This is a genomic window from Alcaligenes nematophilus (assembly GCF_026344155.1).
GTDB lineage: Bacteria > Pseudomonadota > Gammaproteobacteria > Burkholderiales > Burkholderiaceae_B > Alcaligenes > Alcaligenes phenolicus.
The window spans coordinates 150,520-175,196 of record NZ_JAPKMZ010000008.1; the positions used below are offsets into that span (position 1 = coordinate 150,520).

General features: G+C 55.9%; 23 protein-coding genes and 1 riboswitch. Of the genes, 9 read left to right on the forward strand and 14 right to left on the reverse strand.

What is annotated here, in order from left to right:
• The first annotated feature begins 10 nt into the window (after positions 1–10).
• The 7 genes from OSH04_RS18815 (at position 11) to OSH04_RS18845 (ending at position 7,962) form a co-directional block, all read left to right on the forward strand.
• The gene (locus OSH04_RS18815) at positions 11–550 is read left to right on the forward strand and encodes a TRAP transporter small permease (RefSeq protein WP_060186940.1); all 540 of its coding nucleotides are present in this window, start codon (positions 11–13) and stop codon (positions 548–550) included.
• Positions 547–1,827 carry a TRAP transporter large permease gene (locus OSH04_RS18820; RefSeq protein ID WP_060186941.1) on the forward strand — a complete coding sequence of 427 codons (1,281 nt, stop codon included), beginning with the start codon at positions 547–549 and terminating at the stop codon, positions 1,825–1,827. The genes OSH04_RS18815 and OSH04_RS18820 overlap by 4 nt, the downstream gene beginning before the upstream one ends.
• A 125-nt stretch (positions 1,828–1,952) precedes the next feature.
• On the forward strand, positions 1,953–2,297 hold the full coding sequence (locus OSH04_RS18825) for a zinc ribbon domain-containing protein YjdM (RefSeq protein ID WP_009458410.1): 345 nt from the start codon (positions 1,953–1,955) through the stop codon (positions 2,295–2,297).
• Between the two features lie 196 nt (positions 2,298–2,493).
• Positions 2,494–2,988 carry an RNA polymerase sigma factor gene (locus tag OSH04_RS18830; protein ID WP_009458412.1) on the forward strand — a complete coding sequence of 165 codons (495 nt, stop codon included), beginning with the start codon at positions 2,494–2,496 and terminating at the stop codon, positions 2,986–2,988.
• Complete coding sequence (locus OSH04_RS18835; protein WP_266109059.1) at positions 2,985–3,929, forward strand: FecR family protein; 945 nt, start codon at positions 2,985–2,987, stop codon at positions 3,927–3,929. Before OSH04_RS18830 ends, OSH04_RS18835 begins: the two co-directional genes overlap by 4 nt.
• 101 nt (positions 3,930–4,030) lie before the next feature.
• Positions 4,031–6,748, forward strand: coding sequence for a TonB-dependent receptor (locus tag OSH04_RS18840; RefSeq protein ID WP_266109060.1), 2,718 nt, complete (start codon positions 4,031–4,033; stop codon positions 6,746–6,748).
• Between the two features lie 191 nt (positions 6,749–6,939).
• The gene (locus tag OSH04_RS18845; protein WP_266109061.1) at positions 6,940–7,962 is read left to right on the forward strand and encodes a cytochrome-c peroxidase; all 1,023 of its coding nucleotides are present in this window, start codon (positions 6,940–6,942) and stop codon (positions 7,960–7,962) included.
• 95 nt (positions 7,963–8,057) lie between these two features.
• Here OSH04_RS18845 and dctP read toward each other — a convergent pair whose 3' ends face one another.
• The 4 genes from dctP to OSH04_RS18865 form a co-directional block, all read right to left on the reverse strand.
• Positions 8,058–9,155, reverse strand: coding sequence for a TRAP transporter substrate-binding protein DctP (dctP, locus tag OSH04_RS18850; RefSeq protein WP_266109062.1), 1,098 nt, complete (start codon positions 9,153–9,155; stop codon positions 8,058–8,060).
• An 18-nt stretch (positions 9,156–9,173) separates the two neighbouring features.
• A complete protein-coding gene (locus OSH04_RS18855; RefSeq protein WP_266109063.1) occupies positions 9,174–10,496 on the reverse strand; it encodes a TRAP transporter large permease in 1,323 nt (440 codons plus the stop codon).
• Entirely contained in the window at positions 10,486–10,986 is a 501-nt protein-coding gene (locus tag OSH04_RS18860) for a TRAP transporter small permease subunit (RefSeq protein WP_266109064.1), read from the reverse strand. Before OSH04_RS18860 ends, OSH04_RS18855 begins: the two co-directional genes overlap by 11 nt.
• A 385-nt stretch (positions 10,987–11,371) precedes the next feature.
• The gene (locus OSH04_RS18865) at positions 11,372–12,778 is read right to left on the reverse strand and encodes an amino acid permease (RefSeq protein WP_031232286.1); all 1,407 of its coding nucleotides are present in this window, start codon (positions 12,776–12,778) and stop codon (positions 11,372–11,374) included.
• Between the two features lie 378 nt (positions 12,779–13,156).
• A riboswitch (glycine riboswitch) is annotated at positions 13,157–13,246 on the reverse strand.
• Between the two features lie 290 nt (positions 13,247–13,536).
• On the opposite strand from OSH04_RS18865, the gene OSH04_RS18870 reads away from it, so the two are divergent.
• Positions 13,537–14,481 carry a rhodanese-like domain-containing protein gene (locus OSH04_RS18870; protein ID WP_266109065.1) on the forward strand — a complete coding sequence of 315 codons (945 nt, stop codon included), beginning with the start codon at positions 13,537–13,539 and terminating at the stop codon, positions 14,479–14,481.
• A 63-nt stretch (positions 14,482–14,544) separates the two neighbouring features.
• Here the strand turns inward: OSH04_RS18870 and OSH04_RS18875 are convergent, their stop codons facing one another.
• The 5 genes from OSH04_RS18875 to aqpZ form a co-directional block, all read right to left on the reverse strand.
• On the reverse strand, positions 14,545–14,961 hold the full coding sequence (locus OSH04_RS18875) for a DoxX family protein (RefSeq protein ID WP_035269171.1): 417 nt from the start codon (positions 14,959–14,961) through the stop codon (positions 14,545–14,547).
• A 25-nt stretch (positions 14,962–14,986) separates the two neighbouring features.
• Positions 14,987–15,862, reverse strand: coding sequence for a DMT family transporter (locus tag OSH04_RS18880; RefSeq protein WP_080747965.1), 876 nt, complete (start codon positions 15,860–15,862; stop codon positions 14,987–14,989).
• A gap of 145 nt (positions 15,863–16,007) precedes the next feature.
• Positions 16,008–16,946, reverse strand: a complete 939-nt coding sequence (locus OSH04_RS18885; RefSeq protein ID WP_035269174.1) for a LysR substrate-binding domain-containing protein — start codon at positions 16,944–16,946, stop codon at positions 16,008–16,010.
• A gap of 4 nt (positions 16,947–16,950) precedes the next feature.
• Positions 16,951–17,370, reverse strand: coding sequence for a lysozyme inhibitor LprI family protein (locus OSH04_RS18890; RefSeq protein ID WP_257113220.1), 420 nt, complete (start codon positions 17,368–17,370; stop codon positions 16,951–16,953).
• 246 nt (positions 17,371–17,616) lie between these two features.
• A complete protein-coding gene (gene aqpZ / locus OSH04_RS18895) occupies positions 17,617–18,315 on the reverse strand; it encodes an aquaporin Z (protein WP_060186952.1) in 699 nt (232 codons plus the stop codon).
• Between the two features lie 243 nt (positions 18,316–18,558).
• On the opposite strand from aqpZ, the gene OSH04_RS18900 reads away from it, so the two are divergent.
• Complete coding sequence (locus OSH04_RS18900; RefSeq protein WP_266109066.1) at positions 18,559–18,924, forward strand: nuclear transport factor 2 family protein; 366 nt, start codon at positions 18,559–18,561, stop codon at positions 18,922–18,924.
• Between the two features lie 95 nt (positions 18,925–19,019).
• On the opposite strand, the gene OSH04_RS18905 is transcribed toward OSH04_RS18900, so the two are convergent.
• The 5 genes from OSH04_RS18905 to OSH04_RS18925 all read right to left on the reverse strand — a co-directional run bounded on the left by OSH04_RS18905 (position 19,020) and on the right by OSH04_RS18925 (position 24,647).
• The gene (locus OSH04_RS18905) at positions 19,020–19,985 is read right to left on the reverse strand and encodes a DUF3325 domain-containing protein (protein ID WP_083053838.1); all 966 of its coding nucleotides are present in this window, start codon (positions 19,983–19,985) and stop codon (positions 19,020–19,022) included.
• Complete coding sequence (locus tag OSH04_RS18910) at positions 19,982–20,278, reverse strand: DUF3649 domain-containing protein (RefSeq protein ID WP_060186954.1); 297 nt, start codon at positions 20,276–20,278, stop codon at positions 19,982–19,984. Before OSH04_RS18910 ends, OSH04_RS18905 begins: the two co-directional genes overlap by 4 nt.
• Positions 20,275–21,936, reverse strand: coding sequence for a PepSY-associated TM helix domain-containing protein (locus OSH04_RS18915; protein ID WP_266109067.1), 1,662 nt, complete (start codon positions 21,934–21,936; stop codon positions 20,275–20,277). The genes OSH04_RS18910 and OSH04_RS18915 overlap by 4 nt, the downstream gene beginning before the upstream one ends.
• 581 nt (positions 21,937–22,517) lie before the next feature.
• Positions 22,518–23,879, reverse strand: a complete 1,362-nt coding sequence (locus OSH04_RS18920) for an SLC13 family permease (protein WP_266109068.1) — start codon at positions 23,877–23,879, stop codon at positions 22,518–22,520.
• 285 nt (positions 23,880–24,164) lie between these two features.
• Complete coding sequence (locus OSH04_RS18925; RefSeq protein ID WP_035269181.1) at positions 24,165–24,647, reverse strand: isochorismatase family protein; 483 nt, start codon at positions 24,645–24,647, stop codon at positions 24,165–24,167.
• Between the last annotated feature and the right edge of the window lie 30 nt (positions 24,648–24,677).

The following is a 24,677-nucleotide window of genomic DNA, read 5'->3' on the forward strand; positions in this document are numbered from 1 at the left end:
AGGCGTGAGCATGTCCAATACCTGTACCAATAAGGACACGCCAGCCTTGGGGGAGGCCACGCCTCCCTCTGCGCTGCAGCGAGTCGAAGATGTGATCGTAGGTTTACTGGGACTACTGGCTGTACTGGTCTGTTTGTATAACGTCATCCTGCGCAACACCAGCAGCAGTCACGCCATCACGGCCAGTGATGAAATTCAGGTGTATCTGATTATCTGGGCCGTGTTCTTGTCCCTGGGCGTAATCACGGCACAAGGGCGGCACATCAAGGCCGATATTGTGCTGAATTACTTGTCACCCGGCTTGAAGCACAAGGCGTTCCTATTCTCCTATGTGCTGGGCCTGCTGTTTTCCATGTTGATGAGCTATCTTGGTGTGCAGATCACCATGGAGGCCTATGAGTTCGGTGACGTGTCCTCGACCAGCTTGCGCTTTCCGTTGTGGATTTACACGGCAGCCTTGCCGGTAGGCATGAGCCTGATGAGCCTGCGCTATCTGCTCCTCTTGTTCCGCTGCCTGCGCACGCCGGCAGGCCAGGAGAGGCAATCATGATCGGGATTGTGTTTCTGGGTTTTCTGGCCTTGCTGGCTATCGGCGCCCCTATCTTTTTGGCGCTGGGTACGACGGGTGTGGTGCTGTTCTATCAGGACGATGCCTTGCTGTCTTTTGCCCAACGGCTAATTGATGAACTGAACTCTGTACCTCTATTGGCTGTTCCATACTTCGTCATTGCCGCCACCTTCATGGAGCGCGGGGGGATTGCACGAGCTTTGGTCGATGCGGCCCAGGCCTGGGTGGGGCAGATTCGTGGGGGAGTGGGTCTGGTCGGGATTACCGCTTGTGCCTTGTTTGCCACCATGTGCGGATCGTCGGTGGCCACGGCCATTGCCATGGGCACCATCCTGATTCCTGCCATGCTGCGTAGTGGCTACTCCGGTGGTTTTGCTTCTGGTGTGGTGGCATCGGCGGGGACTTTGGGCATTCTGATTCCGCCGTCCCTGGCCTTTGTGATTTATGGTGTGCTGGCGGATGTGTCGATTCCGAGGTTGTTCCTGGCCGGTGTTATCCCGGCGATTTTGCAGATTGTGATGATCTCGGGCTACATCATCTGGTTCAGCCGCAAAAACAATTACGCCATTGATAGCAGTGCCATTCCACGAAGCGAAAAGCTGCACAAAACCTTGCTGGCTTTGCCGACCTTGCTAATCCCTTTGATTGTTCTGGGTGGCTTGTACGGTGGTTTCATGACGCTGTCCGAGTCCGCTGCGGTCTCGGCGGTCGTGGCTTACTTTCTGGCGCTGTTTGTCTACAAAGGCATTACCGTCAAAGAGACTTTTGCGGTGCTGGCGGTGGGGGTGCGTAACGCCGCGGTGATCATGATTATTGTGGCGGTGGCCTTGCCGTTCGGTCACTGGATTACCGAAAGCGGTTTGGGTGCCAAGCTGGTGGGGCAACTGCACGACTGGGATATCAAGGGCTGGCAGTTCCTGCTGTTTCTGAACCTGGTTCTGCTGTTCCTGGGCATGTTCCTGGAAGTGCTGTCGGTCTTGATGATCATGATGCCGCTGGTGCTGCCTTTGCTGGAGCCGCTGCAAATCGACCCTATTCACTTTGGTGTGCTGGTGGTGGTGAACATGGAAATTGCGCTGCTTAGTCCGCCATTAGGTTTGAATTTGTTTGTGGTGTCGGACATAGGCAAAGTGCCTTTGTCGCAAGTGATACGCGGCACGACACCGTTCTTCCTGATCCTTTTGGTGTTGCTGGGTATGGTCACGTACATTCCCATTCTGTCCACCTGGCTACCAGAGTTGCTGATGCCTACGATGTAATTCAGCGCCCATCACAGGCCCTGCCTAAACAGCAGGGCCTGTGCGTTTTTGGTCTTCCGGATGCAAAAGGCTAAACTGGCCGCACTTCTGGTGCAGCAGCACCCAGCTTTTTACAGGAAAAAAATATGAGCACACCGCTTCCCTGTCCTCAGTGCACCTTGGAAAATACCTACCATGACACGGAGCAATGGGTATGTGCCGATTGCGGCTATGAATGGCAAGACGCGGACCCGGCTGCCGAATCAGACACCGATGACGATGAGCTGATCGTTAAAGACAGCAACGGTAACTTGCTGGCCGCGGGTGACGATGTGATTCTGATCCGCGACTTGAAGGTCAAAGGCTCCAGCACCTTGAAGAAAGGTGCCAAGGCCAAAGGCATACGTCTGGTTCGTGGTGACCACGAAGTCGATTGCAAGATTGATGGCATCAGCTACTTGTTGAAGGCCATGTATTTGAAGAAAGCCTAAGTACCCAAACTTGGTTTTTTTGCAGGCGCAGCGTATAGACACGCTGCGCTTTTTTTATGTCTGCAGACAGAATAAGGCATCCAGGCGACAGCAACTATCAGCTAGCGTATTGATGGCAGGTAGTAGCAAACAAGGCGCTGGACGTGTATATAATAATGAGAATGATTATTAATTAGATGTTAACCTGATTGTCTCTATGTCCAAGCTGACGGCGGCGTTCCTGACCCATTACCCGGATTTGATCCGCTATCTGCGCAGGCGTACTCACTGCTCTGAACTGGCGCAAGATTGCGCGCATGACACCTGGCTGCGTTTGCTGGAGAAGGGCAAGCAGGTCACGGCAGACAACCACCGGGCTTATGTGTTCAGAGTGGCTGCCAATATTGTGGCGGACTGGTATCGGCGTCAAACACGTGAGCAGGCTGCTTTCGATGGCTACGCCTTGAGTGTTGCCCATCACCATGCCCCGGATACGTATGAGGAAGTGCTGGCCAAGGAAACCTTGCAGCGTTTAGAGCAGGCCTTGATGGCCCAGTCCCAGCGCAGTGTGCGGATTTTCATGATGCATCGCTGTGAAGAGATGAGCTACGCGCAGATCGCCCAGAAGTTGTCAGTGTCCGAGAGCACGATTGAGAAACACATGATGCGCATTTTGCTGGTGGCGCACCAAGTCTTTAATTCCGCAGTATGAACGCGCAGCCAGATTCGGCCTGGAGCCGAGTAGATGAAGACGCCGCCCGCTGGGTGGTGCGCAAAGAAGGCGCCAAGCTGGAGCCGGATACCCTGGCCCAGTTCGACGCCTGGTATGAAGCTGATCCGTTGCATGCCCAAACCTATGATGCCTTGGCGGCCAGTTGGCGGCGGCTGGATCAGGTTTCGGTGCTGCCCATCGCCCGTAAAAAGAGAAAGTCCCGCGTTAAAACGCTGGCCAGTGCCTGTGTCTTGATGGGAGCGTCTTTTTACGCCTGGCAGATGTTTGAGCTGCAAGGCTCGATCCGCAGCGGGGTGGAAATCACTCAGTTGAGTTTGCCTGATGGCTCGGTGGCGATTCTGGATGCACAGACTCGTGTGCGTCTGAATTTTGAAAATGGCCAACGACAAGTCAGCGTGGAGTCGGGGCGTGCCTTCTTCCAGGTGGTGCCTGCTTCGCCCCAGACAGGTCCGTTCATCGTGCAGGCCGGTCCGGCACAAGCGACGGCTTTGGGAACGCGCTACGAGGTCAGCCTTAAAGATCAGATCAGCGCCGTGGCGGTATACGAACATACCGTGCAGGTGCAGTGCCAGTCTTGCGAGAGCTCGCAGCCAGTGATCTTGCAGCCGGGAGACAGTGCCACGGTAGCGGGCGGGCAACTGCGGGCGCAGTTGGCTCAGCCTGCAACGTCCACGTATGCGGAAGCGGCACCTGCCTGGGTGAACGGCTTGCTGAGCTTTGATGATGTCAGCTTGAAAGAAGTTGCCCGTCAGTTGGGGGAATACACCCAACGAGTGATCTGGATTGGCAGCGAGCAGGCGGGCTCAATGCGAGTGTCCGGTGTGGTGCAAGCGGCTCGCCCAGCCGCTGCCCTGAACTTGCTGACCCTGGGCCAAGGCTTGCAAATCAAGGAGCTACCAGGGCTTATAGTTATTTACTAATGATAATTGTTATCAATTAAAAAATACGATGGCAATCATGGGTGAGGGGAGAGGGGTAGCACAGCGTCCTGAGGGTAGTTGTTTACATAGGATGCTCAATCATGAAGTGCGCTTTGCAGGACACGCCGTCTCTTTTTGCCTTGCGCAGGCAAGCTCGCCCCGGCGTGACAACCAAGTCTCTTTCTTCTTCCCAAGGCTCGCGCTTCAAGCAGGGGCAACTGGCTTTCTTGATGGCCAGTGTTTTGTTCGTGATGCAGCCCATGCCGGCACACGCTGCCGGGCCTATTGTGCTGGATATGGCCTCTCAGCCTTTGGCGGATGCACTTTTGCAAATTGGCCGTCTGGCCCAGGTGGAGATCGCGTTTTCACCGGGACAGGTTCGGGAAAAGCGAGCCGTGGCCTTGCAGGGCGAACTGACGGTTGAGCAGGCCTTGGATACCTTACTGGCCCCTTGGGGACTGGCGGCCAGAGCCCAAGGCGATCAGCGCTATACGATCGTGACGGCTACTGTTGCCAAAGGTTTGTCCGTGCTGGAGCCCGTCCGTGTACAAGGCCAGCGTGTTGGTGAACGCAACTATTCCCGCGAGGAACTGGATCAACGTGCTGCAGGTAACCGCGACCTGTCCAGTCTTCTGGCCGATAACCCGGCCGTGCGTCAGAACGAGGCCGCGAAAACCAGTGCCAACCGTGGTTCTCTGGCGCTGGAAGATATCAGCTTCTATGGGGCCAGTCCGTTCCAGAATCAGTTCCAGATTGATGGCATCAGCTCCACCAATCAGATTGATCCAGCCAGCCGCAATTTGAATTTGCAGGTAGGCAATGTGCCCGCCTACTCCCAGGCCTACAACCTGGACACGAATATGCTGGAAAGCGTGACGGTGCTCGATAGCAGCATTCCCGTGGAATACGGCCGCTTCACTGGGGGCGTGGTCGATGCCAAGGTGCGTGATCCCAAGGGCAATAACAGCTTCCGTGCGGACTTCAGCTACAACTCCTCCGGGCTGACCTCGCAGACCGTGCCAGAAGAGCAGAAGAAAAAGTTCGGGGCAGGTGAACCCGGTTTCACCCCTGCCTGGACCAAGCGTTTTTCGTCCGCCATGCTGGATGTGGGTATTACGGACAATACCTCGGCCTTGATCAATGTGTCCCGGCGTGAATCCAGCATTGATCGCACCATGCGGGTCTTGCACGAGAAGGAGTTCAGTGATGTGAATACGAACTCCAAAGACCGTGTCGATAATGTGTTTGCCAAAGTCCATACCCGTTGGAGCGCCAGCACGGACTCCGCCTTGACCTTCAAGTACGCGGATCGACGCGAGGATCTGGTCGATTCCGGCATGATGGCCAATCGTGTTCAGTGGCAGCATCAACAAAAAGCCTATGGTCTGGGTTTCGACCTGAATCATGACTTTGGTTGGGGGCAAGGGCGGGTTCAGCTGGGTTATGACCAGATGAACAGCTACCGTAATTCCGACGGCACGGAATATATGGTCAATATGGTGTTTCTGCCCAATGGCCGCCCCGACTACACCTATATCAGCGGTGGTTTCGGGCAGGAGTCTACCGAGCAACGCAATCTGACCATGAAGACCCGACTGGAGTTCAAGCCGTTTCAGACCGGGGCAATCGAACATACGCCCTACGTAGGTTTTGAGCTGGCCCATACCAAGGGAGAGTTTGTCCGAGATCGGGATGCCTACGGGGGGCAGAGACGCCATTACAGCGATGGGCAGCCCAGCAAGGTGCAGGTCTTGAATTATTACCGCGCTGGAGAGGTGGGCGTCAGCTATACCAATGCGTCCGTTTATGTATCGGATCGCATGTCCTGGCAGCGTCTGGCCCTGACAACGGGCTTGCGCATGGATAAGGACAACTACTTTAGCAACACCAATCTGGCCCCCCGTACCTTGCTGGAATGGGATGTGCTGGGAACGGGTGAAACCCGTCTGTCGGGTGGCTGGTCGCGCTATTACGGCATGGATATTCTTGGAATTGCCATGCGCGAGCGCAAGAGCCAACTGCACACCTTGCTGGTGACGGGCGGCAATCCGGTAGACCGTCCTTCGCATACGGCCTACAAGCTGGATGGCCTGAAAACCCCGTATGACGACGAGTGGGCCTTGCGTTTGCAGCAACAGCTGACGAACAAAGTGGCCGCCGAACTGGCCTATGTGCGCCGCTATGGCCGTCAACAAGTCTCTATCGAAGGGCTGGCGAAGACAGGCTACACCTACACCAATAATGGCAAGTCCAAAACCGATGCCGTTACCTTGAGTTTGATGAACACGGCCCCTTGGACCTTGGGCGAGAGCTTGTGGACGGGGCGTGTGGATGTGACCTATCAGCACAGTAAGCGTAATAACAAGCTGGCCGACGGTTATGACGGTGAAGCCGAGGCACAGGAGGAGAACATCTATTACAACGGCGACCTGATACGCCGTGGTGATCGTCCGGTGGGGGACTACAACCTGCCTTGGCGAGTCAGCGCTGGCGTAACCGGCATGTGGGCGCGGTATGGCTTGCAGATGAACAACCGGATCAATTGGAACAGCGCCCGCATGGATGTGCACTATGTGGGTCTGAATCGGGGTGATGGGCTGGAGAAGTATGAATCCGGTCGGGTCGGTTCTTATTGGACCTGGGATATGCGTCTGGATTGGGAGCCGGCCATGCTTAAAGGTCTGGGCCTGGGGCTGGATGTGCTGAACGTGCTGGACAAGCAAGCACCCGTGGTGGTCTCGACACCAACCTCGGTGCTGAACCCGAACCTATATCGCACAGGACGAGAGTTGTGGCTGCGTGCTTCCTATCGATATTAAAAGGGGGGCGAACTGGCGCAAGCTTGCTGATGGCGGCACTGGCAATCGTGCTGTCAGGGGCAGCTTGCGCTGCGGGGGGAGTGGAGACAGGAGCGGACCAGAAGCTTGGCTCAGGTTTAGCTTCTGCTCCTGTGGTCACTACGGGGCCTTCCGCTTTGGAGACAACAGAGCAATCCTGTGGAGCTAAGGACATGCTTGAGGCCAGGTGTCTACGCGCCCTCTATAAAAATGTCCCCGTCCAATGGCCAGCGCCCACCATTGATCCGGGGCAGCCCTGGCAAGAGTGGGGGCCCGTGCCTGGGCCTGGCTCCAGCGCCCAGCCCGAGGCGGCAGAGGATGCCAAGAACAGGCAGATCGTCTCCTTGGGGGCACGCCTGTTTTTTGACAAGCAGCTGTCCCGTAAAAAGCAGATTTCCTGTGCCTCCTGTCATCAGCCCGACAAGTCCTTTACCGATGGCAAGGCATCAGCCGTAGGGGAGGATGGCTTGATGGGAAAACGCCGTACTCCACCCTTGTTTGCTGCGCCTTTTGCTGACGCTCTGTTCTGGGATGGCCGTGCTCGAACCTTGCAGGAGCAAGTTGTCGGCCCCATAGAAAACCCGGTAGAATTGAACCATGCCTTGAGTGACTTGATCCCACGTTTGCAGGACTCAGAAGACTATAGACAGGCATTTCAACAGGCCTATGGCGCATCCTCATCTAATCCCATCGACGCCGAGCGATTGGCCCGTGCCTTGGCCGCCTATGTAGTTACCATTCGCCCGGCAGCAACGCGCTTTGATGATTTTATCGCCGGGGATACGGCTACCTTGAATGATCAGGAACTGATCGGCCTGCACTTGTTTCGTACCAAGGCACGCTGCATGAATTGCCATAACGGCCCCATGCTGACAGACAACGGTTTTCACAATATCGGTCTGTCTTTTTATGGGCGTCGCTTGCAGGATCTGGGACGATTTGAATGGACCCGAGACCCTGCGGATCTGGGGCTGTTCCGAACACCCAGCCTGCGCAATGTTGCCAAGGCAGGTCCCTGGATGCATAACGGTTTGTTCCCCAGCCTGGATGGCTTGTTGCGTATGTATGACGTGGCAATGGGGCCGGACCCCAAAGAAACCGGGCTTTTGGTGCCGCGTAAATCGGAACGGATACAGGTCTTGAACTTGAGCGATGAGGAACTTCAGGCTTTGCTGGCCTTTCTGCAGGTCCTGTAGCGATCAAAGTGATTCGGACTTGATTGCGGGGCGCATAAAAAAACGATAGTGGCGGAACCACTATCGTTTTTAATCTTAACGGAGTGAGTGCCGCTTTACTTCAGGCAGGCTTTGATTTTTTCCAGATCTGGGCCCTCAATAGGACGTCCCAGGTTAAAGGGCATGGAGGTCTCGCGCCAGTCCTTGTAGTCGTGCAGATACTCCATCTGGCTGGCATATACCTTGGCCGCATCAGGGTTGCTGCAGGCCATGGAAATCATCACCTCGTTGGTGACTTGCTGAATGGTTTTCAGGCTTTCATCATCCATGCGGTGGATTTCCACGCCAGCTTTCTGGAAGGTGCGCAGACCTTCCGTCGCTTTTTTCTCTGTAAAAGCAATGGACCACATCATGGTGGCGTCTGCGGCAATTTGCAGTTTCTCCTTGGCCGAATCACTGAGCGCATCCCAGGCGGTTTTATTGATCATGACGCCAAACACGGAAGCGGACTGGTGCCAACCCGGCGTGGTCCAGTGCTTGGTGACCTGATGCAGCCCGGCAGAAACGTCCACGTTCGGAGTGGAGAACTCGGCTCCCTCGATCACGCCACGCTCAAGCGATTGATACAGTTCCTGGCCAGCCATGGACACCTGCGTACCACCAATTTTTTCAAGCACCTTGCCTTGTTCCAGACCAGACAGACGCAGGCGCTTGCCCTTGATTTCTTCCAGGTTGCGAATCGGCACATTGGTATGGAAGCCGGATTCGTTATTGGTGATGGCGTAGGGGAGGTACACCATGCCGTACTTGCCGTAGATCTCGTTATAAAGCTCGGCGCCACCCCATTCCTTGATCCAGTTTGCGTAATCAACCGCGTTGAACAGGCTGGAGTGTGTCCCTAAAGGGGAGAAAGCGGGGTTGCGGCCGGCCCAATAGCCTGGCCAGTCGGCTCCGGCTTGTATGGTGCCGGACTCCACCGCGCTGAAGACCTCGCCGGTTGGAACCAGTGCGCCGCCTTCAAAGAATTCGATCTTCAACTCATCACCGACCAGCTTGTTAGCCAGCTCTACCCATTTCTTGTCCAGCTCCACCAGCTCGATCGAAGCGGGCCAGGTACTGGTCATGGTCCACTTCTGTGCCGCCTGGCTCAGGCTGGTCATGCCCAGCAGGGCAAAACCCGTCAAGGCGAAGAGTGCCTTCTTTGTCAGCTTCATGGTGTCTCCTTGTTTTATTTAAGTTCCGTACAGGACGGTAGGTAGCCAAGTGGCCAGGCCAGGGAAAATGGCCAGCAAGATGCACATCAAAATAATCAGGCCAATGAATGGAATGACCCCGGTAATGATCTCCATGGTTTTGACGGATTTGGGCGTAATGGCCCGCAAATAAAACAGTGCATAACCAAAGGGAGGGGTCAGGAAAGAGGTCTGCAAAACAACGGCGACCAGAATCACAAACCACAGCAGGCTGATGCCCATCTCTTGCACAATGGGCAACAGAATCGGGAAGGAAAGCAGGACAATACCGGTCCAGTCCAGAAAGCAGCCCAGCATAAAAATAATCAGCAGCATCACCACGATAAGTAGCCAGGGCTCCATATCCAGGCCACGCATCAGATCCTGTGCGGCGCCCAAACCGCCGGTGATATTAAAGACGCCGGTAAAGGCGGTGGCACCCACCACGATAAATAAAATCATGGAGGAAGTACGGCCCGTTTCGTAAAGCGCATTCAGGAAAATGGACCATTTGAATTTGCCCCGGAAAATAACAATCAGCAGGGACAGCAATACCCCAATGGCCGAGGCTTCGGTGGCCGTTGCAATACCGGCCAGCATGGAACCCAGAATGCCCAGAATAAGAAAGATGGGTGGCACGGCTTCCACCAGCAGCATGCGGATCAAGGCGGGCTTGGAGATCTTTTCATCAGGCTCCACCGAGGGGGCACGTTCCGGGTGACGCCAGGCTACGAACACCACCCAGACGGCATACAGCAGGCCCAGCAGGACACCCGGTATCAATGCGCCGGCGAACAATTCACCGATGGACAGGGGAGAGTAGCTGGCCATCAGGATCAACATGATGGACGGTGGAATCAGAATGCCCAGACAGCCGGAGGCCGCGATAACACCGGTGGTCAGCTTGGGGCAGTAGCCGTAGCGCAGCATGGGGCGCAAGGCCATCATGCCGGTGACGGTAATGGAGGCGCCAATAATGCCCGTGGTAGCGGCCAGCAAAATGGAGATGAACACCACCGCCAGCGCCAGCCCGCCACGAACGCGCGACATCAGCAGGCGCAAGGCCTCGAACATTTTGTCGGTTACTTCGGAGTCAGACAAAAAGCGTGCCATCAGGATGAACAAGGGAATGGCGATCAGCGTGTAGTTGTCCAGGACATCGCCGTAAATGCGGTTGACGACAATGCCCAGAACCATGGGCTTGCCAGCCACCAGCGCACCGATAACGGCTGTGCTGCCCAGAACAAAGGCCAAGGGATGGCCCATGAATAGCCCAAGCAGGAGCAGGCCACCCATGACAAGTGCAATCAGTTCAGGCGTCATGGTGAGCGGCTTCCTTCTGGGTCAACAAACGAATAACTTCAGCAATGCCCTGGAGAAGCAAAAGCGCGGCGGCCAGGACCATGGACATCTTCAAGGGATAGACGGGCAACTGTACTGCGCCGTACGTGGTTTCGCCTTGCGCCAGCGAGCGCATGGCGAAGTCGTAGCTGCGTGTCAGAAATACCCAGGCAAAAGGGAAGAAGAAAATCAGATATCCCGCAATCTCGGTCCATTTGCGAACGGTGGGGGAAAAGCGGTTGATCAGCAAATCCACCCGGACATGGGCCTGATGTTTAAGTGCGTAGGCGCCCAGCATCAGAAAGTAGAACCCATATAGCTGCTTGGTGACGTCAAAAGTCCAGCGAGTGGGCTGATTCATCACGTAGCGCATGAACACTTCGTAAATAATGATGGTGGAAAAAATAATGGCGATAAAGGAGATGAGCCTCCCTATCCATTCATTCGTTGAGTCGATTAGACGCAAAACCATGCTTGTCCCTTTTGTACGTTTTTATTGGCCACACACCGGGTTTAGTCTATGAGTAAGCTCTAAAGCGCCACAACTTGGGTTTACCCTTACGTAAACTTGAGTTTAATAATTAAGGGTAATAAGGCGTAAATAAGGGTGATTTTCTTGGGAAATCGTGCTGGGCCTGAAGGTGAAAGCCAGACTTTCGGGGCGACAATGAGCGTGAAAAAAGCCACCCGTTTGGGTGGCTTTTTGCTGCCGGGCTCCAGCCTCGTTCCAGTTCTGCTGCCCAAGGACAGCGAGTTGGAGTGTTGCCAGTGTGTGCCAGCCAGGTTTTGTAGAACGAGGCCAGACCCGACTGCATCAGCACGGCTCCGGGTAGAGCCGTGCCGTGTACTTCAACAACTTAGCGCATGTTTTGCGCGGCCAGACCCAGGGCCAGATCTTGCTTCATGCGTTTCTTGTAGAAAGGCAGGCAGATGAACAAGGCCAGGAACCAGAATGGCGTAGCCATCAGGCCGATCAGGGTTTCTTCTTCTTGGCTGAACAGGTACAGCGCAAAGGCAAAGAACGCCAGGGTCAGGTAGCACATGGGAATCGCAAAGGGCATTTTGTAGCTCGATGCGGCATGGGCCTCAGGACGAATGCGACGGTACTTCAGGTAGGTGATCAGAATCACGGCCCAGACAAAGATAAAGCAGATGCTGGCCACGGTGGTCACAATGGTGAACACACGCATTACGTCGCCTTCTGCGTAAAGCAGGAACAGGCTGGACAGCAATAGGGCGCAAGAATAGATCAGACCATTGCGAGGGGTACCGTTACGCGACAACTGGCTGAAGGCTTCAGGAGCCAGCTTGTTCTTGGACAGACCGTACAACATGCGACCAGTCGAGAACATGCCGCTGTTGGCGGACGACAGGGCCGAGGTCAGCACCACAAAGTTGATGATGGCTGCTGCTGCACCCACGCCAATCAGCAAGAACATGTTTACAAACGGGCTCTTGTTGGGCGCCACAATATCCCAGGGGGTGACGGTCATGATGGCGGTCAGGGCCAGCACGTAAAACACAATCACGCGAACGGGAATCTTGTTGATGGCTTTGGGCAGGTTCTTGGCAGGGTCAGCCGTTTCAGCCGAGGCCGTACCCACCAGCTCAATCCCCACGAAAGCAAAGATGGCGATCTGGAAGGCCGCAAAGAAACCATGCAGGCCATTGGGGAACATGCCGCCGCGATCCCACAAGTGGGTCAGGCTGGCTTTTTCGCCGGTCGGACCAACAAAGCCGGTGAACAGCAGGTAAGCACCCACACCAATCAGGGCCACAATAGCGATGATCTTGACCAAGGCGAACCAGAACTCCAGCTCGCCAAACAATTTGGCCGACAGCAGGTTGAAGATCAGCAAGAAGGCAATGCATGCCAGGCCGGGTAACCAGAGCGGAATGTCCGGCCACCAGAACTGGGTATAGCCGGTAATGGCGACAATATCCGCAATACCAATCACCACCCAGCAGAACCAATAACTCCAGCCCAAAAAGTAACCCATGGTGGGCCCGAGAATATCGGCGGAGAAATCCACAAAAGATTTGTATTCCAGGTTATGCAGGAGCAATTCCCCCATCGCCCGCATAACAAAGAATAAAAAGAACCCAATGATCATGTAGGTAAACAAGACCGAGGGTCCGGCCAGGCTAATGGTGCGGCCTGATCCCATAAATAGCCCTGTACCGATAGCGCCTCCAATTGCTATCAGTTGCAGGTGCCGGTTTTTCAACGAGCGCTGCAGTCCAGATGAATGTTGCTGAGACACACTGTTCTCCTAATTTTTTTTCGTTCAAATGCGTAATTATGACTGTGCTGCGAGAAAACAAAGGGCACAACCCGTCCTCAAGGACGGTTTTCTTGATGCCGATCTAAATAAGCTGAGGAGCGCACAGCAGTCCTCCTTGTTCTGACGACATGAAATGTCAAAACAGACCTGTGTGCGATTAAAAATGGGAATAGGGATGTGGTATGCCAGGCGGCCAGAAAAGGCGCCTGACTATCTGCTCATAAATAGGCTCCGGACGAATAGGTGAACACAGGCCATATGGCCTCTGTACCCCCTCTGTCCGTTTACCTGAGAGCTTATCCATCGGTTCGCGATGGTCCCCTTCGGTGGGCACGGGTGTGCCTCTCTCCAGATGGTCAAAGGTTCAGGATTCTTTTGCCTGAGAGATTCCGGGGTCGTTGCTCCGTCGGCGCTTCATCAAAGTGAAGACTCTCACCTGAACCGTTATTGACGCCGCTATTGTATAGACAGGTAAAAAGCGATGACTACTAGCGTTAACCTGTAGGCTTTTAATGAGAATAGTTCTTGTTTGTTGAGCGGTTTTGTGGCTGCAGAGCCAGCCTCGGGGATAGTGCAGGGGCGTGATGAAAGTGGCGGCGTCGAGTCTGGCCAGATGCCCTTGAAAGGGACCGTGTTTTTTGCATGGAAGCTATGCCGTAATGCTTTAGCGTTGAAACAGAAATCGGCCGACACCAGCCTACAATATCGGCTGTCTGGCAATTTTTGTACCTCGCAATATGGTCGAATCGATTCTGCAACTTATCGAGCAACACGGTCTGTTGATCGTGTTTTTCAATGTCCTGGTGGAGCAGGCAGGAGCGCCGGTGCCGGCCTATCCGGTGTTGGTGGTAACGGGTGCCTTGCACGAGTCCGGTGGGTACAGCATGTGGGGCTTGCTGGGTTTTGCCGTGCTGGGCGCGATGATTGCGGATTACGGCTGGTACCTGGCTGGGCGACGCTATGGTGGCAAATTGCTGGCTTTGCTGTGCAAAATTTCACTGTCGCCGGACTCCTGTATTCGGCAGACCGAATCCATTTATATGCGTTGGGGGGCACCGTCCTTGATGGTGGCCAAGTTCATACCCGGCTTTGCTTCCATTGCCAGTGTGTTGGCCGGTACAGTGGGGACGCCCAGAAGAAGCTTCCTGCTTTACGACATCATCGGGGCTACGGTCTGGGCCGGCTCTGCCGTGTTCCTGGGCTCCTTGTTCAGCTCGGCGGTGGATGAGCTGCTGAATGTGCTGATCAGTCTGGGGGTGGTGGGTGGAATCCTGTTGGCGCTGGCTTTGGCGGTATTCATTGCCAGAAAGTGGTGGCAGCGCCATCGCTTCATGAAATCCTTGTGCATGGAGCGTGTCAGCGTGCAAGAGTTGCACCAGATGCTGTCCTCGGATACGCCCCCCACGATTGTGGATGTACGTTCGACTCTGATGCAGGCGCAAGGACGTATTCCGGGGGCCATCAGCCTGGCCTTGGGTGAGGCCACATTGAACCTGATTACCGACGGGGAAATTATTGTGTATTGCGATTGCCCCAATGAAGTGTCAGCGGCCTTGGTGTCCAAACGCTTGCTGCAAAGTGGCTATAGCCGGGTACGTCCTTTGGAAGGCGGATTGGAAGCCTGGCGAGCCGCTGGTTTTGATATACAGCGTGACCCTGATCAGCCCGAACCGGCCCTGTAAAAGAAAACGGCAGACATCAAACCATGTCTGCCGTTTTTGCAAGAAGAACGCTTGATACCGCGCTTACTGGCGCGCCTGCCGGTAAGCATGGGCCAAAGCGGCGGCCACCGCCAGCCCGCCGATCACACTGATATGGTCCTGCACCAGAGCTTGTTCCAGAAAGGCTTCCAAGCCCTGCATTTCCCAAAACCGATGTGCCAGGGGAATCGTGGACAAAGTAAAGACACTCAGCATCAGCGCTCCCATCCAGGCCAGGCGACTTGCGCTGATAATCAGCCAGCTGCCCAGCAATTGAACGGTGATAGTCAGCACGGCGAATAAAGCCTGGGGCTCCAGTCCGAAGTGGGCCATTTCCTTTTTTGCAGCGCTGAAGTCCCAAACCTTGTTCACACCGCTCCACCAGAAAATGTAGGTCAGGAGCAGAGTAGCCAGTACAAAATACACTCGTGAACGCAGTAATTCTTGTATGACGTGGTTCATGATGCCTCCTCCTTGGGTGGGGCGTTCAGGGCTTGTGGACAGATGCTTCCAGCGTGGAGCGTGCGACGGCCAGTGTTTGCTGGCTCAAGACCAGTCCACCCATGACCAGTGCCACTCCCACCAGTTGCAGCGTGGTGGGCCAGATGCCCTTGATCAGCGCGTCCAGAATAAAAGCGGTCACAGGCACCAGCAGCATGAAGGGGGCAACAGTGACGGCGCCCAGTTGCTTGATGGCACTGAACCACAGCGCGAAGGGACCAGCCGTCAGTACAGTTGCCAGCAGGAACAGGCCCAGCCAATGCACAGGGATAAGCTGGCTTGGAATGTCCTGCGTCAGCAGCACAACCACACTCAGTTCCACACCGGCAATCAAGAGCTGCCAGCCGGTAAAGCCCAGCAAAGGGATAGGTGGCGCACCCCATTTGTTCATCAAGACCCCGCCCGTCGCAATGGACAACATGCTGCCCAAAGCGGCGGCAATGCCGATCAGATCCAGAGTGGCATTGCTGGACAGGACAACCAGCGACACGCCCAGCGCACCCAAGAGAACGGCTCCAATCCGCGTCAGGGCAGGGCGAGCACGCAAAATGCCCCAGGCGATAAAGATAGTGGCCAGTGGTGTCAGCGCCTGGAAGATGGCGGCCACGCCACCGGGCAGACGGGTGGCAGCGATAAAGAACAGACCAAAGAACAGGCCGGTGTTCAGGGTGCCCAGCACGGCCAGGCGCCCCCACCAGGCACGGGGCGGCAGGCTGCGTACCAATGCCAGCAGGACGATGGCGCCTCCCAAAGCCCGGACAGCAGCCAGGAACAAGGGATTAGGTGGCAACCAGGTTGTGGTCAGAATGTAGGTAAAGCCCCAGAGAATAGCGGCGGTGGCCGCAGCCATTTTGGCGTTCATGTTGATGTACTCCCCATCATGAATAGTGTGATGAAGAGACTATAGGAGTGCAACGATGGCTTGAATAGATAAGAATATGGCCATCAGCGTTCCATAATTAGAACGACTGCTTGGCGGCTGGCTTTGGGTTATTTGCAGCAGGGATTCAGGGGGCGGGCGTATGCAAAATAGTGACGAACTCCTGGCCCAGAAAATCCAGCAGAGCGCGTACCGCAGGCACCAGGCCTCGGCGTGAAGGAAAGACCGCATGTACCACGCCGGAGCGGGGGTTCCAGCCGGGGGCCACATCCACCAGTCTGCCGTCCTGCATGTACGGAGCGATCAGCATGGCCGGCATCTGAACGACGCCAATTCCCTGCAAGGCTGATTGCAGCAAAGTCATGCGGTCGTCGCAGACCAGACGGGGGTGGTAGGGCACTTCCATCAGGGTGTTTTCTGCGGTTTGCAGTTGCCAGGTGGGATTGCGCTGCAGATGCTCGTCGCTCAAGGCGGGCCAGTTCCCTAATTGGTCCAGCTTGGGCAGCCCACCCATGCGTTCGATCAGGGCCGGGCTGGCAACCAGATACTGTGTACTCTCGCCCAGGACTTTCATCACCAGACCGCTGTCTTCCAAAGGAGGGAAGCGGACGCGCAAGGCCACATCAAAGCCTTCGCGAATCACGTCCACGCGGCGGTTGGTGCTTTCCACTTCCAGCTTGACCTGCGGATAGGCCGCCATATAGCGGGCCAGCAATTCATTGACGCCGTAGTCCAGCAAAGCCAGGGGGCAACTGATGCGTACTGAACCTTGCGGTTCGCTGCGATGGCGCTCGATGATGTCCTGAGCGGAGTCGGCCTCCACCAGCATGGCTACACAGCGCTGGTAGTACATCTGGCCAATTTCCGTGACGCTGAAATGGCGGCTGGAGCGCTGAATCAAACGCACACCCAGGGATTCTTCCAGAAAGGTGATGCGTCGGCTTAGCTTGGATTTCGGGATGCCCAAAGCCCGTCCGGCCGGTGCAAATCCTCCGTGGTCCACGACCTGTACAAAGTAGTAAAGGTCGTTCAAATCGCGCGTGGATGGGTGTTTGGTGTCGGGCATGTCATTACATGGCCGGTGGAACCGGGCAGCTCATATCGCCTTCTTCGCAGGACAGGTAGGTGTTGAAGTTCTTGATACGGGCCTGGGTCAATTCGTTCCGGCAAGTGGTGATCAGCATGGAGTGAATGCTGCCGCCTTCGGTGTTGATCGCAGCAAAGTCGCATTCTGCATCCCTGAAGCTGATCCAGGCCCGTTGGGCGTTGCGCAAGGCTTTGAGGGTGTCGGCATCATCTTTCAGACGATGGCTGATTTCCTTGTAGAGCTTGTTCAGTTCGGCGTCCGAGTTCTTGTACTCGTTGCTAAAGCACTGATTCATGGCATTTTGATTGGTCAGGCTGTCGCAGTCGGCCGCCTGAGCGGAAGAGGCGCCTGCCATCAAGCTCAGTCCTAAAGCGATCAGGCCGGTATTCAATGCTTTTTTCATGGGGTTCTCCGGTTTTGTGGGCGTTGATAAACGTATGAGGCTCAGTTGAATCGCCAGATGCAGTGCGTACTGCCCATTTGCTCGGGGCAGGGTGTAAATCCTACTACAAAGGGCGGCAAGCCTGATGCTTTGCCGGGTGATAACAGGGTTCCATAAATAGCATTGAGCCGCATTGTCTTGAACGGGCCATATGCTCGATTCAAGCCAATGCGGCTCAAGGGTCCTGCCAGCAGGAGTCAGTGCAGCTTACTCGTCGTTGGCGTGCAGAAAGCGATACACCAGCGCGCCGATCACCCCACCAATCAAGGGAGCCACCCAGAACAGCCACAGCTGCTCCATGGCCCAGGTGCCCTGGAAGAAGGCCACGCCAGTAGAACGCGCAGGGTTCACGGAAGTGTTGGTGATAGGGATGCTGATCAGGTGAATCAAAGTCAGTGCCAGACCAATCGCTACGCCTGCCAGGCCAGCGTGACCACGCTTGTGGGTTGCGCCCATGATGATGAACAGGAAGAAGGCGGTCAGCACAATTTCTGCGATCAGGGCTGCGTTGCGGCTGTAGTTGTCGGGCGAGTGCTCGCCAAAGCCGTTGGAGGCAAAACCTGCCACGGGATCAAAGCCGGTTTTGCCGCTGGCGATCAGGTACAGAACACCGCCGGCCAGCAGACCGCCGAGAACCTGGGCAATGATGTAGGGAATGGCATCACGAGCGGGGAAGCGTCCCCCAGCGACCAGGCCCAGCGTGACAGCCGGGTTGATGTGACAACCAGAGATATTGCCGATGGCATAGCACATGGTCAGCAAAGTCAGACCAAAGGCCAGGGCTACCCCGGCAAAACCAATCCCCAGTTCAGGGTAGGCAGCGGCAAAGATCGCACTCCCGCAGCCCCCAAAGACCAGCCAGAAAGTGCCCAGCGTTTCTGCGGTGCATCGTTTTAATAAAGACATGATATTGCCCTGTTAGTCATTTAACACGGCTGGATTCTAGCGATAAGCGGGAAGCGCTAAGTGCTTGAAAGGAAAACAACTGTCAAAAATTTTCCTTTGTTTAGGGTGGTGTTTTTTTATAGTAAATGTGAGAAATATCGGTGGCGTGGCGGCTTGTGTCAGGTGTAGGATTTTGTCTGGTTTATGAAGAATTGTGTTGACGATTCTGACGCTGAACATCACTCCCAATTCCCTCACATCCACATGCCTCACTCCCTTGAATCCTTGATCCTGTCTCTTGAAGAGCGCCTGTTTGAGCGTGCCACTCGTCAGGATGTGGCGGCGCTTGGCGCTTTACTGGCCGACGAGTTTGTAGAGTTCGGAGCCAGAGGCGCGGCGTGGGGTAGAGCAGAAGTGCTAGGCGATCTGCCTGAACAGGATTTTGTGCAGCGCCGCCTCAGCAACTTCAAGCTGACCATCCTGTCAGAGGATGTCGTCCTGGCGACTTATGTGTGTGAGGTATCAGGTGATGAAAAGCCGCAGAAATCCTTGCGCAGCTCCATCTGGAAGCAGAGTCAGGGGCGTTGGCAGATGGTGTTTCATCAAGGAACCCGCGTTGCCCAGGAATAAAAAAGGGCCGGAATTTGAAGGGCCCACCAAAGCGTGAATTGTTGTTCAACACTCGGGGGGCGGTTCAATCTTGGCCCTTTCTATTCGGGTCGCGCTTACGGCTGTTGCTGGATGAACGCCGCCGTCATGGGGGATACCTGGTGGAAATCAAAAGCCTGATGGTAGATCTCTCCACTCTTGGCTTCCACGGTTAGCCATAGTTGATGTTCCAGTTCGCTATCGGGCGGAATGACGATTTCTACCGCTCGTGTCCAGCGCGTGTTGCTGAAAGCTTGACGGGGCGCAGGCATAGGCTCGGGCTTGCTCACTTGCAGATAGGCGCGGCGTATATGTGGGTCGCAGGCCTGGCAAAAGCGAATCTGAAATGCTTTGCGATGAGCGCCGGTGGGCCCGCTGATGGGGGCTTTGTTATTCGTCTCAGCCAGAGCAAACGACCAGGGGCCAATCTGGCCTTGCAGGGCATGGTTGCCAAACACAGGCTCGGGGCCTTGTTGCGCCAGATAAATCATGAAGGCGGCAGGGATGGCCAAAAGGCCGCTGGCAAAAACCAGGCTGCGTGTGGAAAACCGTGATGCTGTAGGCGCCACTCCAGCGTGAGTTGGCTCTGTACGTGTAGCCCCAGCGCTAGTTGAAGCAGCGCTTGAATTTGCCGCCGCCACTCCATTTTTCCCAGCTATAGCGTCACTTGATGTCGATGCAGTGTTGCCCGCTCCAACCGCTTTAGGCGCTGCCTTCGCAACTGGTGCAGGTTTGGCCCGCACAGGTTTCTTTTCCTGCCAAGGCCACCAGGGCAAGTAAAAGGTCAACCCGGCACCGGCCATGGTCAGCCAACCCAGCCAGGCAACGGTGCCCATGCTCCAGCCCCAGCCTTGCCAGCATAGAGCTAAAGCCACAGCCAGCAAGGGCCAGCCGAGCAGACGAAAGATCCGTCTTTCCTTCTCGCTGGGCGTGCGATGCAGCAGGAATTCCCCCTGGCGATCACTGGCCAAAGCCAGGCAGATAAAGCCCGCCAGGCTGATGATAAAAACGGCCAGATTCAGCCACAGACTGGTATTAATCATGGCAGCACTCCTGCTGGCATCAACAGAACGCTCAGCAAGGCGATCAAAGCCGTCGGTAGAACCATGCCCACCCAAGCGCGAGTGGCACTTTTGGTGCTGAACACCCACATGACGGCGATGGTGTACCAGACAAAGCTCAACATATTCGCTGCCAGAACGGCCTGGGCTTTGGGCAGAGGCCAGAGCAAAGTCAGCAACACCGTGGCAGCGGCTGCCAGGGCGTAGCCGCCGACAGTGGCCGCCACAATGCGCGAGAGCACTTGCAGGCGGTAGCGGGAAGTCAGTCCACTCATCCGTTCACTCCCGCAGTTTGCAAGCTGGTTGGGGCGGCTGCTTTTTTAGGCAGGCTGGCAATGTGCCATTTGCGTTTCATTTTTACGGTGATATAGACAAAGATAGCGGCCAGGCCAAACATGGTCAGGTCAAAGCCTGCCAGGCCCCAGTCACCATGGATGATGGTGACACCCAGGTGACGGTCGGTCGTCAGCAGGTTCAGGACAGGAATCAAGGCGTAGGCGGCGGCTGTCAGGTACAACAGTTCCAGCCAGGCGCGTTTTAATGGTCGCCAGGAGGCATACAGGAAGGACCAGCCCCAGACCAGGAACAGAGCATGAAACTCCCAGGCGGCGCGGTCGGCCATATTCACAGGCAAAAGGCGGTTGGCCCAGAAGTAGGCCGCCAGCCCCAAGGGCAAACCGGCCAGAGTTCCGGCATTCAGGATTTCTACTAAACGCAGGCCAGCGGCATCAAAACGCTCGGATGCGCTAAGCGGGGTGGCTTTGGCCATGCGCTTTTGATGCTGGGTGCGACGCTTTACCGTCCACAGCACCAGGCCTGTCCCAATGACGGCGCAGCCCAGCAAGCCTGAAATAAAGTACAGCCAGCGCAACCACCATTCGGCAAACACACCTTCATGTAGGGCCAGTAGCACGCGGTGAGTGTCTCCGGTGACATTGCTATTGTCCTCCGGCTCCATGAGGCTGCCATCAGAGGCGTTAAAGCGCAGGGTCTCGGCACGGGTCCAGTACACGCCCGTGACGCCGGTGCGACGCAGTTCTACATAGGCTTGGCTATCTGCCGGATGGGTAATCTGCACCGAGGCAATGTTGTTCTTGCCCCAGGCTTGTTCTGCGCTGTGCATCATCTCGCCCAGGGGAGCCTGCGGCATGCTCACGGGCAGGAAGTCGCGTTTTTGCTGACGAATATCCTGGAAGTAAGCCTGCCGTCCTTCTTCTGTCGCGCCATACATGACTTCTCGCCCGGTCGGCATGTAGATGGACATGAAAAAAATCAGGCCCGTGTAGGTAATCATCAGGAAAAAGGGCAGGGACATGACGCTGACGATATTGTGTGCGTCCAGCCAGGAGCGCTGGCCCTTGCCGGGTCTGAAGGTGAAGAAGTCGGTAAAGATTTTCTTGTGAGTCACCACGCCCGTAATCACGGCCAACAGCATCAGCATGGTGCAGATACCGACCAGCCAGATGGCGACTGGGTAGGGGAGGTAGTGCAGCGCGTAGTGCATGCGGTACAGGCCGGTGCCACCGGCGGTTGCACGGGGTTCCACTTCTGGCTGAATCTGGCCGGTGACAGGGTCAAGTTGTTCGCCCCCGCGACGGCCACGTTGACCGGGCTGGGGCATTTCTTCCCAGGCAATGGACAGCCCTTGCCTGGCACGCGGGTTCAGGGCTTGATGCGGCAGGGTAATGGTCCAGGCTTTGGACTCTGCCGGGGCATGCGCTTGCAACTGCGCCAGGGCCTTATCCAGCATCTGGCTGGATTGCTCGGGCAGGACTTGCATGGGCAAGGGGCGCTCCGGCTCCATCCAGCGAGTGATTTCATCGTCCACATAGCCAGCCGTGCCAGTGACGAAGACGAAAAACAGGATCCAGCCCACCACCAGACCGACCCAGGTATGCAGCCATGCCATACATTGGCGAAATGACTCTTTCACGCTGACGCGCCTCCTACTACAACACCGTCTCCGGATGCTGGATTGATGATCATTAAACCGAGAAAAGCCGTGCTTGCTTGGCAACGATGGGTGACGGATTGAGTCCGCCATTCTTGTACGCTGCGCTCATCACGCAAGCTTCGCTTTTCAGTAAGCAAGTTCTTGGTGACAGAGAGGGGAAGAGGGCATCAGGCTTGAAACAACGGCAGAATAATAGCAATCATTCTCATTTCGGTGTTGGGAATTTCTAGCTTTCAAGGCTTTATTCAGAAATTAATGCGGCGCCATAGCTGTTTTGGCGTTTTCCATAGGGAAAAACGCGGTTGAGAGGGAGGCGGGGCGATGAGCTGGTGAGACTCGGGCGGGAATAAGTCTTGTCGGTTCCGGGCTGAGGGCTGAACGCCGGGATGAGGCAGAAGGGAATATGCCTTGCAGGCATTCCACGCCACTAGCAAATCTTATGGTCTATGGAGTTGGACCAGAGAGTGTTAACTGCCGGTTGATGAGGTCAGAATCCCCATCAAAAAGGCCCCGGCTAGCAAAGTGCCGGGGCCAGCTGAATTTCTGCTTCGCTGGGAGTTTTAGAGCACCACAAACAGCAGCCAGACGACGACTGGGGCAATAACCGTGACGGCAGCACCGTATAGCAATAGCTGACGGAAGAAGGCATCACGCGACACTCCCTGGGCATTGGCCAGTACCAGTGCGCCATTGGTGGAAAAGGGGCTGACGTCCACAATGGTGGAGGACACGGCCATAGCCGCAATAAAGCCCACCGGCCCCACGCCGCCATCGCCTTGCAGAAAGGGCACCGCCAGCGGAATCAGCGAACCCAGCACGGCGGTGGAGGAGGCAAACGCCGACACGACCGCACCCACAAAAAGCAGCAGCAAGGCCGCCATCAAGGGAGAGGTCAGTTGGGCAACACTATGGCCGACAAAATCAATCGTACCCATGGATTCCATCACGCCCACATAGGTGCTGACACCCACAATCAGCATGATTTCAGGCCAGGACACTTGGCCCAGCGCGCGTTTTTGCAGATTGGGGGCCATCAAGGTCAGTACCAGGCCGATGGTGATCGAGGTAAAGCCAATATCCTGTTTGAAAAACAAAGTCAGCACGGCCAGGATGAACAGGCCGACCAAGGTAAGAACGCGATACCAGTGGGGGGCCTCGTTGGCACCATTACCGGCTTCGACCAGGGCATCGGGGCTTTTCCGGGCGGTCTTGCGCTCTTCACCAAAGGCTTCGGCTTCAGCGTCGCCAAACACTTGTGGACCACCCGAGCCATGGGCCACGCGGGCAACGTTTACGTCTGCCGAACTTAAGTCCACTTTCTGGCGCATCAGCTTCAAACCGCCCATCCATACGAACAGCAAAATGGACACGGCCAGGTTGATGCCAAGGCTGGCCATCATGGTGGCCATTTCATTCAAGGGCAAACCGGCGGCGCTGACCACACGGTTGGTGATGCCACCGTAAATACTGATGGGGGAGAAGCCGCCCCCTTGGGCGCCATGAATCACCAGCAAACCCATCAAGAGCGGGTTGATGCCGTACTGGCGGGCAAAGCCCAGCGCAATCGGGGCAATGATGGCAACGGCGGCCGGGCTGACGGCACCTACAGCGGTCAATGCGGCCGTGATCAGAAACATGATCCAGGGAATGGCGGCGATGCGGCCACGCACGGCTCGCACGGCCATGCTGACCAGCCAGTTGATCGTGCCATTGTTCTGAGCCAGAGCGAACAAATAGGTAATACCGGCCAGTGTTAGAAACAGGTCAGCCGGAAAGCCGCCCATGATTTCCTTGGCGCCCATGCCCGCCACCAGCGTGCCCACCAGAAAAGCGCCTACAAAAGCAATCAGCCCCATATTGATGGGTAGGGCGGTCGCCAGTACGAACATGCCTCCTAATACGGCAATGGATAGCCAATGCATATGTCTCGTCTCCTTGTAATTGAACCTTTTGCAGGTTTCTGGAAACGACCATATCAGTGGCGGTATAGGGCTATCAATAAAGCTTATGGGTGAATGATTACGCTAAACGTAATGATTAATCAGGGGCGCGATGGTTGAATGTTCAATCAGCATTTGTCTGGTGCGGCAGAGAGAACAGGGGGGCGGATTTGATGAGCGGTTCGCTGCAGCGTAGTGGCTTGACGCGTGTGGGCGCTACCTTTGGGTTGCTGGGCCAAGTCAGGCTTTACCCGCCCATGCGCGTGATTACTGCCGGTCCAGTTCAGCCAGTAGTTCGCTGCTGTGGATCGTGCTCCCGAAGTGATGTTTCCACAATTTGATACCCAGCTCGCCGGAGCGATCCAGGGATGAGCCAACCGTCAGATCCGTAATCAGGGTGGGGTGCAGCCCGGCATCAAACAAGGCAAACCCGGCAGCCAGCACGCAGGTATCGGTTTGAATGCCGCAGACCAGAATGCGATCAGCCTGACATTGCTGCAAATATTCCATTGCAGCGGGGCTGGGGGCGTAGCCGTGCTTGATGAAGATTTGTTTGGCATCGACCAGACAGCGATCGCTGCGCGGCGGACACCAGCCTAGCTGACTGGAAAAAGGGGTTTGAGACTCGTCGTGCAGTTCAATCAAGGCCGCGCAAGGCAGGCGGGTGCTCAGGGCGTTAATGCCGTCGATCAGCCAGGGGGGCGGTGAAAAGCAGCTTTGCACATCGACAACAAGGAGGATCTGTCGCATTGCAGTGGGCTCGGTAAGAGTGCTTCAGCG

Bases quoted from the DNA above. Each gene is read 5' to 3' on its own strand.
- OSH04_RS18825 (WP_009458410.1), top strand. From the start codon at position 1,953: ATGAGCACACCGCTTCCCTGTCCTCAGTGCACCTTGGAAAATACCTAC.
- OSH04_RS18910 (WP_060186954.1), bottom strand. From the start codon at position 20,278: ATGAGTGGACTGACTTCCCGCTACCGCCTGCAAGTGCTCTCGCGCATT.
- OSH04_RS18880 (WP_080747965.1), bottom strand. From the start codon at position 15,862: ATGAACGCCAAAATGGCTGCGGCCACCGCCGCTATTCTCTGGGGCTTT.
- OSH04_RS18815 (WP_060186940.1), top strand. From the start codon at position 11: ATGTCCAATACCTGTACCAATAAGGACACGCCAGCCTTGGGGGAGGCC.
- OSH04_RS18840 (WP_266109060.1), top strand. From the start codon at position 4,031: ATGAAGTGCGCTTTGCAGGACACGCCGTCTCTTTTTGCCTTGCGCAGG.
- aqpZ (WP_060186952.1), bottom strand. From the start codon at position 18,315: ATGTCTTTATTAAAACGATGCACCGCAGAAACGCTGGGCACTTTCTGG.
- OSH04_RS18925 (WP_035269181.1), bottom strand. From the start codon at position 24,647: ATGCGACAGATCCTCCTTGTTGTCGATGTGCAAAGCTGCTTTTCACCG.
- OSH04_RS18855 (WP_266109063.1), bottom strand. From the start codon at position 10,496: ATGACGCCTGAACTGATTGCACTTGTCATGGGTGGCCTGCTCCTGCTT.
- OSH04_RS18885 (WP_035269174.1), bottom strand. From the start codon at position 16,946: ATGCCCGACACCAAACACCCATCCACGCGCGATTTGAACGACCTTTAC.
- OSH04_RS18890 (WP_257113220.1), bottom strand. From the start codon at position 17,370: ATGAAAAAAGCATTGAATACCGGCCTGATCGCTTTAGGACTGAGCTTG.
- OSH04_RS18920 (WP_266109068.1), bottom strand. From the start codon at position 23,879: ATGCATTGGCTATCCATTGCCGTATTAGGAGGCATGTTCGTACTGGCG.
- OSH04_RS18875 (WP_035269171.1), bottom strand. From the start codon at position 14,961: ATGAACCACGTCATACAAGAATTACTGCGTTCACGAGTGTATTTTGTA.
- OSH04_RS18820 (WP_060186941.1), top strand. From the start codon at position 547: ATGATCGGGATTGTGTTTCTGGGTTTTCTGGCCTTGCTGGCTATCGGC.
- OSH04_RS18905 (WP_083053838.1), bottom strand. From the start codon at position 19,985: ATGATTAATACCAGTCTGTGGCTGAATCTGGCCGTTTTTATCATCAGC.
- OSH04_RS18870 (WP_266109065.1), top strand. From the start codon at position 13,537: ATGGTCGAATCGATTCTGCAACTTATCGAGCAACACGGTCTGTTGATC.
- OSH04_RS18845 (WP_266109061.1), top strand. From the start codon at position 6,940: ATGCTTGAGGCCAGGTGTCTACGCGCCCTCTATAAAAATGTCCCCGTC.
- OSH04_RS18900 (WP_266109066.1), top strand. From the start codon at position 18,559: ATGCCTCACTCCCTTGAATCCTTGATCCTGTCTCTTGAAGAGCGCCTG.
- OSH04_RS18830 (WP_009458412.1), top strand. From the start codon at position 2,494: ATGTCCAAGCTGACGGCGGCGTTCCTGACCCATTACCCGGATTTGATC.
- dctP (WP_266109062.1), bottom strand. From the start codon at position 9,155: ATGAAGCTGACAAAGAAGGCACTCTTCGCCTTGACGGGTTTTGCCCTG.
- OSH04_RS18835 (WP_266109059.1), top strand. From the start codon at position 2,985: ATGAACGCGCAGCCAGATTCGGCCTGGAGCCGAGTAGATGAAGACGCC.
- OSH04_RS18860 (WP_266109064.1), bottom strand. From the start codon at position 10,986: ATGGTTTTGCGTCTAATCGACTCAACGAATGAATGGATAGGGAGGCTC.